Annotated in this window: 15 protein-coding genes; 11 read left to right on the top strand and 4 right to left on the bottom strand. The window is 63.1% G+C overall.

The window, feature by feature from the left end:
- Positions 1 to 29: 29 nt before the first annotated feature.
- Both EN990_RS07450 and EN990_RS07445 read right to left on the bottom strand, forming a co-directional pair.
- A complete protein-coding gene (locus EN990_RS07450; RefSeq protein ID WP_127388266.1) occupies positions 30 to 701 on the bottom strand; it encodes a response regulator transcription factor in 672 nt (223 codons plus the stop codon).
- Between the two features lie 120 nt (positions 702 to 821).
- Complete coding sequence (locus EN990_RS07445) at positions 822 to 1,250, bottom strand: hypothetical protein (protein WP_013533615.1); 429 nt, start codon at positions 1,248 to 1,250, stop codon at positions 822 to 824.
- A gap of 186 nt (positions 1,251 to 1,436) precedes the next feature.
- Between EN990_RS07445 and EN990_RS07440 the strand changes: the two genes are divergently transcribed.
- Both EN990_RS07440 and EN990_RS07435 read left to right on the top strand, forming a co-directional pair.
- On the top strand, positions 1,437 to 1,787 hold the full coding sequence (locus EN990_RS07440; RefSeq protein WP_024503140.1) for a DUF952 domain-containing protein: 351 nt from the start codon (positions 1,437 to 1,439) through the stop codon (positions 1,785 to 1,787).
- A complete protein-coding gene (locus EN990_RS07435; RefSeq protein ID WP_127368322.1) occupies positions 1,784 to 2,860 on the top strand; it encodes a quinone-dependent dihydroorotate dehydrogenase in 1,077 nt (358 codons plus the stop codon). The genes EN990_RS07440 and EN990_RS07435 overlap by 4 nt, the downstream gene beginning before the upstream one ends.
- 257 nt (positions 2,861 to 3,117) lie before the next feature.
- Here EN990_RS07435 and EN990_RS07430 read toward each other — a convergent pair whose 3' ends face one another.
- Entirely contained in the window at positions 3,118 to 4,491 is a 1,374-nt protein-coding gene (locus EN990_RS07430) for an MATE family efflux transporter (protein ID WP_127368323.1), read from the bottom strand.
- Between the two features lie 132 nt (positions 4,492 to 4,623).
- Between EN990_RS07430 and EN990_RS07425 the strand changes: the two genes are divergently transcribed.
- On the top strand, positions 4,624 to 5,529 hold the full coding sequence (locus EN990_RS07425) for a histone deacetylase (protein WP_127384510.1): 906 nt from the start codon (positions 4,624 to 4,626) through the stop codon (positions 5,527 to 5,529).
- Between the two features lie 65 nt (positions 5,530 to 5,594).
- Here EN990_RS07425 and EN990_RS07420 read toward each other — a convergent pair whose 3' ends face one another.
- On the bottom strand, positions 5,595 to 5,858 hold the full coding sequence (locus EN990_RS07420) for a DUF6460 domain-containing protein (RefSeq protein ID WP_013533620.1): 264 nt from the start codon (positions 5,856 to 5,858) through the stop codon (positions 5,595 to 5,597).
- Positions 5,859 to 6,315: 457 nt separating this feature from the next.
- Here EN990_RS07420 and EN990_RS07415 point away from each other — a divergent pair, with 457 nt between their 5' ends.
- The 8 genes from EN990_RS07415 (at position 6,316) to EN990_RS07380 (ending at position 13,581) form a co-directional block, all read left to right on the top strand.
- Positions 6,316 to 6,933 (top strand): outer membrane protein, encoded by a 618-nt coding sequence (locus EN990_RS07415; RefSeq protein WP_127368325.1) that lies wholly within the window; start codon positions 6,316 to 6,318, stop codon positions 6,931 to 6,933.
- Positions 6,934 to 7,246: 313 nt separating this feature from the next.
- Positions 7,247 to 7,639 (top strand): hypothetical protein, encoded by a 393-nt coding sequence (locus EN990_RS07410; protein ID WP_013533622.1) that lies wholly within the window; start codon positions 7,247 to 7,249, stop codon positions 7,637 to 7,639.
- 40 nt (positions 7,640 to 7,679) lie between these two features.
- On the top strand, positions 7,680 to 8,354 hold the full coding sequence (locus EN990_RS07405; protein ID WP_013533623.1) for a response regulator transcription factor: 675 nt from the start codon (positions 7,680 to 7,682) through the stop codon (positions 8,352 to 8,354).
- Positions 8,351 to 9,850 carry a HAMP domain-containing sensor histidine kinase gene (locus EN990_RS07400; RefSeq protein WP_127368326.1) on the top strand — a complete coding sequence of 500 codons (1,500 nt, stop codon included), beginning with the start codon at positions 8,351 to 8,353 and terminating at the stop codon, positions 9,848 to 9,850. The genes EN990_RS07405 and EN990_RS07400 overlap by 4 nt, the downstream gene beginning before the upstream one ends.
- Positions 9,851 to 9,930: 80 nt before the next feature.
- Entirely contained in the window at positions 9,931 to 10,920 is a 990-nt protein-coding gene (locus EN990_RS07395; RefSeq protein WP_181172679.1) for a glycosyltransferase family 2 protein, read from the top strand.
- Entirely contained in the window at positions 10,913 to 11,614 is a 702-nt protein-coding gene (locus tag EN990_RS07390; RefSeq protein WP_063170022.1) for a class I SAM-dependent methyltransferase, read from the top strand. The genes EN990_RS07395 and EN990_RS07390 overlap by 8 nt, the downstream gene beginning before the upstream one ends.
- Complete coding sequence (locus tag EN990_RS07385; protein WP_032899145.1) at positions 11,592 to 12,059, top strand: GtrA family protein; 468 nt, start codon at positions 11,592 to 11,594, stop codon at positions 12,057 to 12,059. Before EN990_RS07390 ends, EN990_RS07385 begins: the two co-directional genes overlap by 23 nt.
- Positions 12,060 to 12,099: 40 nt before the next feature.
- Entirely contained in the window at positions 12,100 to 13,581 is a 1,482-nt protein-coding gene (locus tag EN990_RS07380) for a hypothetical protein (protein WP_127368327.1), read from the top strand.
- Positions 13,582 to 13,641: the final 60 nt, after the last annotated feature.

Below are 13,641 nucleotides of genomic sequence, written 5' to 3'. Positions count from 1 at the left end.
CAGTACCGCTGGTTTGAGCGGTGTGTTGATCACCGCAATCTCGAGCCCGCCGGCTGCAGCGGGTCGCTGCCGATCTTGGACAGCAGGATCACCGCCTGGGTGCGGCTGTCGACGCCGAGCTTCTGCAGGATGGCGGAGACATGCGCCTTGATGGTGGCCTCGGAGACGCCGAGTTCATAGGCGATCTGCTTGTTGAGCAGGCCCTCGGCCAGCATGCCGAGCACCCGGGTCTGCTGCGGCGTCAACGCCTGCAGCCGCTTGATCAGGTCGGATATTTCAGGGTCGCGCTCGGTGCCGAGATCGACGCCGACGGGTGCTGCAATATCGCCGGCAAGCACCGATTGCACGGCGCTGCGGATCTCTTCCATGCTGGCCGATTTGGAGATGAAGCCGGAAGCGCCGAGGTCGAGCGCCCGCCTGATGGTCGCCGGATCGTCATGCGCCGACACCACGACCAGCGGCACCGCCGGATGAATGCCACGCAGCGAGATCAGGCCGGACAGGCCGCTGGCGCCCGGCATCGACAGGTCGAGCAGCACCAGGTCGACGTCCTCGTTGGCAACGACCAGCGCCTTGGCGCTCTCGAAATCGCCGGCTTCATGGATGGCGGCGACATTGCCGATGCCGGCGAGCGCTTCGCGCAGCGCACCGCGAAACAGCGGGTGATCGTCGGCGATGACGAAAGAATAGCCTGCCGGCAAATGTCCCTCCCCGAATCCCCGATGATTTTTGGCTTTTCGGGTTCAACTGGACGATTATGAGCGGCTGCGCGCTGTTTTCAAGCGGCAAAGCCAGTGCGCCGCCTCCCGTGGTTGAAACGCTCAGGTCTTCTGCGAATTGGGCTGGGCGCCGTTGTCCTTGTCCATATCCCTGACGATCCCCATGAAGCCGCGCAGGAAGCGCTCCATGTAGCCCATCGTCTTGTTGAAATCCTCTTCGCTCGGCAGTTTCGATTCGAGGCGGGCGGAGAGCGAATTCTCGAGCTTGGTGACGCGCTCGTCCATCGCCTTCATCGAGGTCTGCAAGCGGTCGACCTCGTCCTGGAAAGCGGCGCGTTCGTCGGCCGCCATCTTGCAGACGAGCTGGCCGGAGCGTTCGTCGCAGATCGACATGGCGCCGGTCTGGGTGTCCATGCGGATATAGCCGGTGGCCGACTTTTCCAGCCGGTAGCGGTCGGTTTCTTCCGAATAAGCTGAAGCCGCGACCAGCGAAACGAGCGCGGCGGGGATCAAGATGTGCTGCAGACGCATGTTGTCCTCCATGGCAAAGGCCTCAGATATCGCATGTTTGCGCCGGAAATGGGGAAGACCCTTGGCGTGGCCTTTCCCGAATGGCTGGTTCGGAATCTTTTGAAGCAATTCCCAAGGGAAAGCGCTATGCGCTTTTCCCGGGAAAACCGTTTCACACTTTTCCTGGAACTGCTCTATAGCGCAACCATGTCTCAGATTATCTACAAGATAACCCCGCAGGCGCTTTGGCGCGAGGCCGAAACGCATGGCCGCTTCACCGGCGCGCCGATTGATGTCGCAGACGGCTTCATCCACTTCTCCACGGCGGCGCAGGTCAAGGAAACGGCGGCAAAGCACTTTGCCGGCCAGACCGACCTTCTGCTGGTCGCCATCGACGGCGCCAGCCTGGGTGCTGCGCTGAGATACGAGGTCTCGCGCGGTGGTGCGCTGTTTCCGCATCTTTATGGTCCGCTCGGCCTCAAGGCTGTGCTGTGGGTCCGGCCACTGCCGCTTGGCTCCGATGGTGTGCACCAGTTCCCGGCACTGGAGGGGCAATGAGCGTGCTCGACCGGCTCGGCCAGAAGCTGCTGTTCGCCTTCGATCCGGAAACCGCGCATGGCCTGTCGATCGCGGCCTTGCGATGCGGCGTTCCGGTTGGTGCACCAGCGATCCGCGACCACAGGCTGACGGTCAGCATCTGCGGCCTCGATTTCCCCAATCCGCTCGGCATGGCGGCCGGCTATGACAAGAACGCCGAAGTGCCCGACGCGCTGCTTGGCCTGGGCTTCGGCTTTGCCGAGGTCGGCACGATCACGCCGCTGGCGCAGGCCGGCAATCCGAAGCCGCGCATTTTCCGGCTGACGGCCGACGATGCGGTGATCAACCGATTGGGCTTCAACAATGAAGGCCATGCAGCGGCCGAAAAGCGCCTTGCTGCGCGCAAGGGGCGTGGCGGCATCGTCGGCGTCAACATCGGCGCCAACAAGGACAGCAGCGACCGCATCGGCGACTATGAGCGCGGCGCCGCCCGGTTTGCGCAATACGCCAGCTATCTGACCGTCAACATCTCCTCGCCCAACACGCCGGGCCTACGCAACATGCAGGCGCGTGAGCAGCTTGGCGAGCTCTTGTCGCGGGTCATGGCCGCGCGCGCCGCGGCAACCGCCCAGCCGCCGGTGTTCCTGAAGATCGCGCCGGATCTGGTCGAGGCAGAGCTGGAGGACATCGCCGCCGAAGTCACGGAAAAGCGGGTGGACGGCGTCATCGTCTCCAACACCACCATCTCCCGGCCGCCACTGCGCAGCGGCGACACCGCACGCGAGAGCGGGGGGCTCTCCGGCAAGCCGCTGTTCGAGCGTTCGACCATCGTGCTGGCGAAGATGCGCAAACTGCTCGGGCCGGAGCTTGCCATCGTCGGCGTCGGCGGCGTCGATTCCGCCGATACGGCGCTGGACAAGGTCCGTGCGGGTGCCGATCTGGTGCAGCTCTACACCGGCATGATCTATGCCGGGCCTTCGCTGCCAGGCCGTATTCTTTCCGGAATGGCCCGTTTCGTCGAAAAAGAACGGCTGAAGTCGATTTGCGAGTTGCGCGACAGCCGCCTCGACTTCTGGGCGTCCAGGCAACTCTGAACTGCTCTCAGGAGCGCAGGTCGCGGCTGACGGCCCGCTCGCAGATGGTGCAACGAACTCGGGTCGACGGGTTCCTTCGGAGCTTTCGCCGGGCGTTGGCTGACGGCGCATCAAACAAAAAACCCGCCAGTGCGGCGGGTCATTGGCGCAAATCAGCACCATGGGCAAAAATCTACCATAGCTGAGGTCACCGAGTCAAGAAAAAATTCCTATCGCGAAGCTGCCGCTCAGTGTCCTGGACGGCGCAGGGACACCGTCTAAAACGCCGTCCGCACCCTGAGCCGCAGGATCGTCAGCAGGCTGAAGCCTCGCACCAGCAGGAAGACGTGCAGCGCCGCCCACAGTCCAGTGTTGCCGAAGGCCGGCGCAAGGGTCAGCAGCGCGGCCGCGAAAACCAGGAACGACAGCAGCATCATGTTGCGCATGTCGCGGGACCAGGTCGCGCCGATGAAGACGCCATCCATCTGGAACGCCAGCACACCGCTCAGCGCCGTGAATGCCGCCCATGGCAGGTAGATGTCGGCCACCGAACGGACGTCCTCCGATGTCGTCACGAGAGCGACCAGATTGGCGCCACCAGACAGCATTACCAGCGTCGCGGCTCCCGCCAGCCCGAAACCCCAGAACAGCGTCAGCCGCACGGCCTGGCGGAACGGTGCGGCGGCACGTGCGCCGACGGCACGGCCCGCCAGCTGTTCGGCGGCGGTGGCAAAGCCATCGAGGAAATAGCCGGCGACGAGGAAGAAATTCATCAGCACGGCGTTGGCGGCCAGCGTCACCGTGCCGAACTGCGCGCCCTGGCGGGTGAACAATGCAAAGGCGGCGAGCAGCGAGAACGAACGGATCATGATGTCGCGGTTGAGCGACAGCATGCGCAGGAAGGCGGTCATGTCGAGCAGGCGATGGCGCGGCAAGGGCGGGGCCGCGCGAAACCGGCGGATCACGATGGCCAGGCCGAGCAGCATGGCCAGGAACTCACCGGTGACGGTCGCCCAGGCAACGCCGGCGACGCCCCAGCCAAGTTTCAGCCCAAGCAGGAAGCACAGCGCGATGTTGATGCCGTTCAGCACCAATTGCAGCACCAGTCCAAGCCCGCCCTCGCCGCGCCCCAGCACGTAGCCGAGGATGGCGTAGTTGATCAGCGAAAAGGGGGCTGCAAGCAGCCTGATCCTGATGTAGACGCCCATCGCCTCGCTGACGCGCGGTTCGGCGCCCATGAACTTTTGCCCGGCGATGGCGACCAGCGGCGCAAGGGCAGCGAGCACGATGCCGGCGATAACCGCGATCAGCACGGCGCGCCAGAACACCGCCTGTTCCTCCAGGGCATCGCCACGCCCAAATGCCTGTGCGACAAGGCCGGTGGTGCCCGAGCGCAGGAAATTGAAAGAGGTGAAGACGACGTCGAAGATCAATGCGCCGGCCGCCAGGCCGCCAAGCAAGGCGGCATCGCCGAACTGGCCGACGACAGCCGTGTCGACCAGGCCGAGCATCGGCGTCGTCAGATAGGCTAGCGTCATCGGCACCGCGATGGCGAGCACGGAGCGGTTGGTGACGACAAATGATCCGGAGTGAATCGGCGATCCCGAGAGGATCGGGGATCCGGCGTCGGCTGGGGTTGCACCTTTGTCCAAGGATTGCTGCCTTGCTGATTGCGGCTTGATGGAACCGTCGATGTGCCCCATTTTCCGGCCACCGCGCAATCACCTATCCCTTGACGGCCAACCGAAATCCCGGTCTGGCGTGAGCCAGCCGGATACGAGTTCATGCCTCTGCAGATCGTCCATCATCCCGACTACGACGCCGGCTTCGCCGTCAACCATCGCTTTCCGATGAGCAAATATCCCTTGCTGATGGAGGCGCTGCGGACACGCGGCCTCGCCGGCCCCGAGGCGCTCAGCACCGCCGAACCGGCGCCGGCTTCATGGCTGGAGCTTGCCCATGCGGCGGACTATGTCGACCAGGTCATCAACTGCCGCGTGCCCGAAAAGATCGAACGCGAGATCGGTTTTCCGATCGGACCCCGCGTCTCGCTGCGCGCGCAGCTTGCCACCGGCGGCACGGTGCTGGCGGCGCGGCTGGCCTTGCGCCACGGTATCGCCTGCAACACCGCCGGCGGCAGCCACCATGCGCGGCGCGCGCAAGGCGCGGGCTTCTGCACCTTCAACGATGTCGCCGTCGCCGCATTGGTGCTGCTCGCCGAAGGCGCGGCACGAAACATCCTGGTCGTCGATCTCGACGTGCACCAGGGCGACGGCACGGCGGATATTCTCGCCGATGACCCGCGCGTGTTCACCTTTTCCATGCATGGCGACCGCAACTACCCAGTGCGCAAGATCGCCTCCGGCCTCGATGTCGCGCTGCCCGACGGCACGGGTGACGCTGCCTATCTCGAGAGGCTCGCCGCCATCCTGCCGGAGCTGTCCGCACAGGCGCATTGGGACATCGTGTTCTACAATGCCGGCGTCGACGTCCATGCAGATGACCGGCTTGGCAGGCTGTCGCTGTCGGATGACGGCCTGCGCGCCCGTGACGACATGGTCATCAGCCATTTTCGCGCGCAGGGCGTTCCGGTCTGCGGCGTCATCGGCGGTGGCTATTCCACCGATGTGCCCGCCCTTGCCGCGCGCCACGCCATCCTGTTCGAGGTCGCCGCGGGTCACGCCCGATAGTACGATCTTGTCCAAAAACCGGTGCCAGGGTTCGCTGACGCGGACCTGCGGTTCGGGATCATGCTCTACTTCCGGTAGTTGGCGAGCCTCAACAGGATGAACGCCGGCACGACGATAGCCGCGCCCAGCAGGATATAACCGAGGAAACGGTCGATGGCATGAAAGCCGAGATTCCACAGGTCCATGAAGAACTTCCGGATGCCGTAGAGCACATCCATCGGCGACCAGCCGAAGGCATTCATGACCAGGCCGACGAGGAAAGACACCACCAGCAGTTTCAGGATCACCTTGAGCGGCGAGTCGCCAAGAAAGCGCGTCAGTGCGGACAAGGCTCGTCTCCCGATTGAGGCACCCAGGTTCGAGGGCGTCGGCCAGACATACGCACTTGGCTTGTCCGCTTCAAGCCGGGAGTTTTGCGGGATGCCAACGGCCTGCACCGCGCGATTGCATGGCAGGCTTGTGCTGCCAAACGGACTAAACCCGCGCCAGACTGTTAAATTTGCGTAAACAACATCGCTTTACTTTATTGAAAACAAAGCGAAAAACCTTCATTTTTCGATTTCCCGCAATGTGCGTGCAATTTTCGCCTGCGAGACGGTCGGCGTCTTTCAGGCGATTGGCCGCGCGGGCGATCTGACCCCCTACCACAACTGGCGAAAGCCAGTCCCAGGACCGCGCAACCATCCCTGAAAGACACCAAATCGGAGCCCGACCGCCTCAACGGTCGAGTTCTTCGGGAAACCTGCGCATCGATTGCCGGATGCGCGCGCGTGTTGGAGTAATGCAGTGTTCTCTCAAGCAAAGATCATCCTGACGGCAAGTGCCCTTGCCATGTGCCTCCTGGGGCCGGCGATGGCCGCCGACCTTTCGCCCGCCTACAATGATCCCCCCGCGTTCCAGTGGAGCGGCGCCTATGTCGGCGTGCATGGCGGCACGGCGTTCACCGGGATGCCGAACCCGTTTGCCGGCAGGAATGGTCTCAGCGGCGGCTTTCAGGCCGGCTACAACCAGCAGATGGGTCCAGCGGTTCTCGGTGCCGAGATCGAGGGCTCCTATCTGGGTGGCGCCGAGCACGACGTCCGGGGCGGCAAGATCAAGGAAAAATGGCGCGGTGCCGCCAAGGCCAAGGCCGGCTTGAGCTTCGACCAGACGCTGCTGTTTGGAACCGGCGGCGTCGCCATGACCAAATTCGACAAGGGCGACAAGGTGAACGATATCGACGGATGGAAACTCGGCTATCTGGTCGGCGGCGGCATCGAGCAGGGTTTTGCCGGCGGCCTCTCGGCCAAGGTCGAATATGACTATGTGCGCACCCCAGGCGTCGAAACGACGTCCGCCCTGGGCAAATCCAAGGCGACGATCGGCAGCCATGAACTGAAGGCCGGCATCAACTACCGGTTCTAAGCAGGCCATGGGTTCCGCCGAACCTGTTCTGTATTTTGCTTGAACGACCTTGCGCGGCGCCCGGATGCAACGGGACCGCGCAATTGCTTTGCCTCCATCCGCACCGTCATCGACGCGTGTCGGCAGACCGCATTTGTGTGCCAGGTCCTGCGTAATGCCGATGCAATCTTCACGTCCTAAAGCGCGTCGCATCGAAACGGATCATGCGGCCCGCTTCAGGTTTTGTTTTGTGCATGTCGTTGTCCCAAACCGGGACCGCTTTTGGGCGACATGCATTCGGTGCCGCGGATGACCTTGATGACGGGAATCGGATATGTCCAAACGCAGCGCAAACCATCTGGTGTGGATCTCCAAGGCGTTCTTCATCGCGATCGTGCTGGTGCTGACGGGATGCGCCTCCGACATCATGAAGAACTACATCGGGCAACCGGTCGAATCGGTCATTCTGGACTACGGGCCGCCGACCGCCGTCGTTGATCTCGGCCGGGGCGAGCGGGCCTATCAGTGGCGGAAAATATCCACCAATGCGGTTTCCGGAAGCTCCAGCGGCGAAGTTCGCCACACAAAACACGGAACCGTCTACGAAGAAACCGAAACGCCTGGCTATATCGAGCGCCAGGAATGCTTCTATACGTTCTATGCCCGCGCCTCGGGCGGCAGATGGTTCATCACCAATTTTCGTCAACCGAAGCTGGAATGCGAATGAATTGCCATAGCGTGCCGGCTGCCTGTGACGGAGAGTGCGCATGCGCATCCTGCTGATCGAGGACGAGCCGGAAATGGCCTCGGTGCTGAAGACCGCGCTCGAGCGCCAGGACATCATCGTCGACCATGCCGCGACACTGGCGGATGCCGAAGCCGTGGCGCGGCTCGGCCACCATGACGCGGTGGTGCTGGACCGCCGGCTGCCGGATGGCGATGGCCTCAGCCTGATCCCGCGCCTGCGGGCCTTGCATCTGGACGTGCCGGTGATCGCGTTGACGGCGCTCAGCGGGCTCGACGATCGCGTGGCGGGGCTCGACGCCGGCGCCGACGACTACATGGTCAAACCGTTCGCCACGGTGGAACTGGTCGCCAGGCTCAATGCCTTGCACCGGCGTTCGTTCACCACGCGTGCCAATCAGGTGATGGTCGGCCGCCTCACCTATGATTTCCGCCATCGCGAGGCGCTTGTCGAGGACCAGGCGCTGGAACTGCCGCGGCGCGAACGGCTGGTGCTCGAAACGCTCATCCGCAGGCCGGGGCGGACGATCATGCGCGGGGCGCTGGAAGAAGCCGTCTATGCTCTCGACGACGAGATCGGCTCCAACGCATTGGATGCGCACATTTCGCGGCTGCGTCGCAAGCTCGACGACGTCGCTGCCGGCATCGAGATCAGGGCGATCCGCAACCTCGGTTATCTCTTGCGGGCCGCCTCGTGAAGAAGCCGCGCACGCGATCGCTGCAATGGGTGCTGGTGCGCCGGATGATCCTGTTGCAGGCGGCGACGCTTCTTGTCTTCATCGTGCTGTGCGCGGCCGCGCTGTGGATCGCCGATCCACGGCTTCTTGTCGACAACGAGGCTGCCGTCGCCACCCTCAAGGATGCCGTCGATCGTGACGGCAACGGCAGATTGATCGTCCATGAGACCGATGGGTTGCGTTCGTTTCGTGAGGGTTTCCCAAATGTCTGGTACATCATCCGCGACAACAACGGCCAGAGCATCCGCTTCGGCAACATACCCGACGTCTACACCAGGAATTTTGGCGATCTGCTGGGCCAGGTCGATCACGCCACCGTCGGTTTTTCCGAAGATGATTTGAGGCCGGAGGCCTATCTCGAAAGGGTTTCGACCAAGGCTGGCACGGTTCAGATCATTGCCGCGACGCGATCGTCACGGGAAGAGACCGACGGCCTCGAAGTCACCATTTCGGCCACCATCGACGTCGCCAAGAACCCGGACGGCAGCAGGAACTGGGAGAAGGCGCTTCCCGCTCTCGCGGCCATCATCGTCATCCTGCTGCTGCCGATCGTCCTCGTCATGGGAGCCACGACCCTGGTGACGACGCCAGCCGTCGTGCGCCGGTCGTTTGCCGGCCTCGTCGACACCGTCCAGCAGGCCGCGCGCATCGACATCGGCACCCGTGCGATGCAGCTGCCGGTCAAGAATGTGCCGCAGGAGATCGCCCCGCTGGTGCATGCCTTCAACCAGACGCTGGCGCGCCTCGCCCAGGGCTATGACCGGCACAACCGCTTCCTCACCGACGCCGCGCACGAACTGCGCACGCCGATCGCCATCCTGCGCACGCGCGCCGAATTGCTGAAGCAGGAACCGCAAAGCGCGCGCCTGCTGCATGACATCGAGCGCCTGTCGCATCTTGCGCAACAGCTGCTCGACCACCAGCTGCTCGACCGCCCGGCGGACCAGCGCCAGATCATAGACCTCTGCGATCTTGTCGGCCGGGTCGCCGCCGACTTCGCCCCGCTCGCCATCGAAGCAGGCTACGATCTTGCCTTCGAGCCGCCAGCCAACAAGGTCCATGTCGAGATCAACGTGCTGCAGATCGAGCGGGCGCTGGCAAATCTCGTGCGCAATGCCATCGATCATGGCGGCGGTTCCGGCACGATCACCATAGCGATCGATGAAACCGGCGGCGTCGAAATCCGCGACGAAGGCCCAGGCATTCCAGCCGATGAGCACGAGAACGTTTTCGAGCCCTTCTACCGACTGCGGCCGCAATCGCGCGGCGCGGGCCTGGGATTGAACCTTGCCCGGCAGATCGCACTGCTGCACGACGGCTCCATCCGGATATTGGCCGGCTCCTGGCAAGGCGCCCGCATCCGCATGGAGTTGCCGGTTCGGGCGGTGGCCGCGTGCGGCAGAAATGATGGCCGGCCCACGGTTGCGGCCGATCCCGCTGGCTTATCTGTTTTCTAACCAATTGCCGCTATTCCCAATCGGATAGCGGGAGCAAGGCTTTGGTGGAGACGGAGAGAAACACCGCGCGACGCGGCGTCATGCTGTCGGTGGTCATCCCATGCTACAACGAGCTGGATGGCGTGGCCGAACTGCATCGGCGGGTAACAGCCGCGTGCCTTGGGCAAGGCCCTTCCTACGAGATCGTCCTTGTCGTCGATGGCGCGACCGACGGTACGCGCGAGGCCATTCTGCAGCTGGCTGAAAAGGACGACCATATCGTCGCCATCGACCTTGCCCGCAATTACGGCCACCAGATCGCGTTGAGCGCCGGGCTCGAATTCTGTCGCGGCCAGCGCATTCTCATTCTCGATGCCGACCTGCAGGATCCGCCTGAACTGCTCGGCGCGATGATGACGAAGATGAACGAAGGCTTCGATGTGGTCTACGGCCAGAGGCTGACGCGCGATGGCGAAAGCTGGTTCAAGCTCGCCTCCGCATCCATGTTCTATCGCTTGCTGCGCCGGATGGTCGACGTCGACATAGCCCCGAATACCGGTGATTTCCGACTGATGAACCGTCGCGCGCTCGACCATCTGAACGCGATGCCAGAACGTTACAGGTTCATTCGCGGCATGGTGAGCTGGATCGGGCTGAGACAGGTGGCTTTCCCCTATGAGCGGCACCGCCGCTTTGCCGGCACCACCCACTATCCGCTGAAGAAAATGCTTCTTCTGGCGGTCGACGCCATGACCAGCTTCTCCATCGTGCCCTTGCGGTTCGCCTCGCTGCTCGGAATGATGTTCGGGCTTCTGGGGCTGGTCGTGCTCGGCTACACGCTGCTCGAATGGTCGGTCGGAAACGTGTTGCCCGGCTGGACCAGCCTCGCCGCGATCGTGCTGATCCTCGGCAGCGTCCAGCTTATGGTGCTTGGAATCTTCGGCGAGTATCTCGGGCGCATGTACATGGAGACAAAGCGGCGGCCGCTCTACTTCGTCAACGAGATCGTTTCGCGCAGCCAGGCGGTGGAGGACGGCGAATTGCCGGTCCATCGCCTGCAGGAGATGGCAAAGAGGGCCGCACGTGCTTGAGGCGGAATTCGACCAGTTTGCGCGGGAATATCAGGAGCAGCATGCCGCAAGCATAAGGCTGAGCGGCGAAAACCCGGATTTCTTCGCCAGGTACAAGATCGACGACGTCGCCGCGACGCTGCGGCGGGCCGGTGTCAAACCGCGACGAATACTGGATTTCGGCGCCGGCGTCGGCAATTCGCTCGGCCATATGCGCAACGCGTTTCCCGACGCGGAGATCACCTTGCTCGATCCTTCGCGGGAATCGCTCGACATCGCCAGCAAGCGCTTTCCCGGCCAGGCCGCCTTCACGCATTTCGACGGCAAGACAATTCCCTTTGCCGACGGCAGCTTCGACCTGGCCTTCGCGGCCTGCGTCTTCCACCATATCCCCGAGAACCTGCAGATCGGACTGTTCGCCGAGATCGGCAGGGTGCTGGCCTATGGCGGCAGCTTCTTCGTCTTCGAACACAATCCTTGGAACCCGCTGACCACGCACGCGGTGAGGAACTGTGCCTTCGACGAAAACGCGGTTTTGATAAATTCGCGCGAGATGCGCGGGCGCATGGCCGAGGCGGGCCTTGCCAATACGAGGATCGTCTACCGGATTTTCTTTCCTCGGATGCTTGCGAGACTGAGGCCGTTCGAGCGCTTCCTCACCAAGGTACCTGTCGGAGCCCAATATTTTGCGCATGTGGTCAAGCCTGCCGTTTGACTTCCCGAGGATGCTGCGATTTGGCGCCGTCGGTCTGTTGAACACGGCGCTGGGATACGCGGTCATTCTGGCCGGGCTTGCGCTGGGTCTGGGCGACATCCTTGCCAACGCCACGGGCTATGCCGCCGGCCTTGTCCTCGGCTTCTTCCTCAACCGCCAATGGACCTTCAGCAGAGCCGATGGCTTCCAGCCCGGGACCGCGCTGCGCTATGGGGGTGTCTTTCTGGTCGCCTACAGCATCAATCTGGCCGTCGTAATCGCCGCCCGTTCAGCAGGCATCGTCGAAAACCCGCTGGTCCACCTCGCGGGAATCTGCGTCTATTCGGTTGTTTTCTATCTTGGCTCGGCTCGCTTCGTGTTTGTGGGGCGTGGGGACGACAGCACCGACCGCACAGTTCGGGTGGCCGACAAGCCTCGGCGGCAGCCCGCCAATCCAACACCTTGAACACCCAACTGTCACCGGAACCGATTAGAGGCGGCGCAGCATGAACGACGCTCAGGCCAGTGCGGCGGCCGCGACATACAACGAGCGGAGCAGGCTGATCTTCTGCCTGCTCGCGGCCTTGGCGATGGCGGGTGCGTTGGGTGCCCAGGCAGGCGCCACCCTGCAGGATCCCGACAGCTGGTGGCAAGTGAAGGTCGGTCTGGATTTCCTGACTAACCGGACATTTCCGACCGTCGATCCCTATTCCTACACGTTTGCCGGCCAGCCCTGGATTGCCAAGGAATGGCTGGGGCAGGTCCTGCTGGCTCTTGCCTACCGGGCGGGCGGCTGGAACGGGGTCGTCACCGCGATCATCGCCTCGATCTCCCTGACGGTTTTCCTGATGGGGTGGTTTCTCAGCGCATGGCTGAAGCCGATCCTGGCGATTACACTGGCGTTCGCGGCGGTGTTCCTGATCAACCCGATCTTCACGGCGCGTCCGCATGTCTTCACCTTCCCGATCATCGTCATCTGGACAGCGGTCCTCTTCGGTGCGGCAAGGGAAGAACGGGCGCCGCCCTGGTGGCTGCTTGTGCTGGTCGTATTATGGGCGAACCTGCACGCCACCTTCACCTTGAGCTTCGTCATCGCGGCTTTCGCCGGTCTCGATCTGCTGGCGCGCACGGGCCTGTCGAAACCGTCCCTGCTGGCGAAGTGGATCGCGTTCGGCCTGCTTTGCCCGCTGGTGAGCCTGATCCACCCCTATGGCGTCCAGGCCATCCTCGCGACGCTCGCCGTGGCCTACGGCAATGAGGCGGTGTCGCTGATCATGGAATGGAAACCGTTCAATCCGCCGGACAGCCCTGTCCAGGAAGTGGCGATGCTGCTCGGACTTTTCGGGCTTCTGGTGTCCCGGTTGCGAATTGGCTGGGCCAAGGCGTTGTTCGTCGTCTTCACCCTGCATGTCTATCTCGCCCATGTGCGTTTCATGTATCTGTTCTTCCTGTTGGTCCCCTTGGTGATCGCGGTCGAAGTCGCACAGCAATATCCCTCGCTTTCAGCCACCGCATGGCTGGCCGAAAAGCGCGACGGGCTGGAGAGATTCTTAGCCAGACGGTTCTACGCCATCTGCGGCACGGCAGCCGTTCTGCTGATCGGCGCGGTCGCCGTGCTCGGCAGCGCCTATCAGGTCACGCCGAGCCCGAAGACGTCGGCCAGCGGGGCGCTGGCATTCGCCGAAAGCCATCATCTGTCCGGTAATGTGCTGAATTCCTACAATTTCGGCGGCACGCTGATTTTCCACGGGTTCAAGACCTATATCGACGGACGGACGGACCAGCTGTTCCTGGGCGGCTTCACAAAGAGCGACAACGACACCGGACGCGGAGACGGCAAGCCGCTCCTCGAAGCCCGCCTGAAGAAATACGCAATAGATTGGGCGCTGCTGTCGGCCGACGACAGCCGGATTCCCTTCTTCGACCAGTTGGGCTGGAAACGGGCCTACTCGGACGATTACGCGGTAATCTATCTGCCCGGCGCCTGATCCTGTGCGTTCCTGGCGGATTTCGCGACAGCCAATATATGCCTTGACACCCATGTTGCA

The sequence above is a fragment of the Mesorhizobium sp. M7A.F.Ca.US.005.03.1.1 genome (assembly GCF_003997975.1).
GTDB lineage: Bacteria > Pseudomonadota > Alphaproteobacteria > Rhizobiales > Rhizobiaceae > Mesorhizobium > Mesorhizobium ciceri.
The sequence above is the reverse complement of the archived record's forward strand: the minus strand, read 5'-3'. Positions and strand labels throughout refer to the sequence as shown.

What these genes read in the sequence shown, in the direction of transcription:
- EN990_RS07445 (WP_013533615.1), bottom strand. Translation starts at nt 1,250, where the DNA reads ATGCGTCTGCAGCACATCTTGATCCCCGCCGCGCTCGTTTCGCTGGTC.
- EN990_RS07440 (WP_024503140.1), top strand. Translation starts at nt 1,437, where the DNA reads ATGTCTCAGATTATCTACAAGATAACCCCGCAGGCGCTTTGGCGCGAG.
- EN990_RS07435 (WP_127368322.1), top strand. Translation starts at nt 1,784, where the DNA reads ATGAGCGTGCTCGACCGGCTCGGCCAGAAGCTGCTGTTCGCCTTCGAT.
- EN990_RS07425 (WP_127384510.1), top strand. Translation starts at nt 4,624, where the DNA reads ATGCCTCTGCAGATCGTCCATCATCCCGACTACGACGCCGGCTTCGCC.
- EN990_RS07410 (WP_013533622.1), top strand. Translation starts at nt 7,247, where the DNA reads ATGTCCAAACGCAGCGCAAACCATCTGGTGTGGATCTCCAAGGCGTTC.
- EN990_RS07405 (WP_013533623.1), top strand. Translation starts at nt 7,680, where the DNA reads ATGCGCATCCTGCTGATCGAGGACGAGCCGGAAATGGCCTCGGTGCTG.
- EN990_RS07395 (WP_181172679.1), top strand. Translation starts at nt 9,931, where the DNA reads ATGCTGTCGGTGGTCATCCCATGCTACAACGAGCTGGATGGCGTGGCC.
- EN990_RS07385 (WP_032899145.1), top strand. Translation starts at nt 11,592, where the DNA reads ATGTGGTCAAGCCTGCCGTTTGACTTCCCGAGGATGCTGCGATTTGGC.
- EN990_RS07380 (WP_127368327.1), top strand. Translation starts at nt 12,100, where the DNA reads ATGAACGACGCTCAGGCCAGTGCGGCGGCCGCGACATACAACGAGCGG.